The 403-nt window shown below is 28.3% G+C and carries 1 protein-coding gene; it reads left to right on the top strand.

Features of this window, described 5'->3' with window-relative positions; translation table 11 throughout:
* Positions 1-178 precede the first annotated feature (178 nt).
* The coding region (locus DMB92_RS09095; RefSeq protein ID WP_142682745.1) for a hypothetical protein at positions 179-403 on the top strand (225 nt) is incomplete at its 3' end.

The following is a 403-nucleotide window of genomic DNA, read 5'->3' as shown; positions in this document are numbered from 1 at the left end:
TACCAAAGACCTTACACTAATAATTACAATGCAAACCATAGACCTCAAACAAGTAGTTCTAGTATTTATTCAAATGCTTTTATGCAGTATTATAAACCGACTAAACCTTGGTTTTTGCCTAATTATATAGTTAATGGACGCTGAAAGAGTTTTGGTATTTTTTATTTAGGGCTGTAAGATGTTTTCATTTAATAACACACATTATTTAGGAATGGATTCGTTTTTAAACAAGAGTCAGTTTAGTGTCTTAAATGAAAACTCTGCCTTTTTAAAAAAGAACAAACAAAACCTTACCACTCTTGCTAAAAATGCTAAATTCAGTAAAGATGAGGAAAGTTCTTTTAAAAACACTATACATTTTACAGATTTTGTAAGCAATACAAAGATAAGTTTAAAAATCAGT

This window comes from Campylobacter sp. MIT 99-7217 (genome assembly GCF_006864365.1).
GTDB lineage: Bacteria > Campylobacterota > Campylobacteria > Campylobacterales > Campylobacteraceae > Campylobacter_D.
Note: the sequence above shows the minus strand (reverse complement) of the source record. Positions and strands in the feature narration are given on the sequence as shown.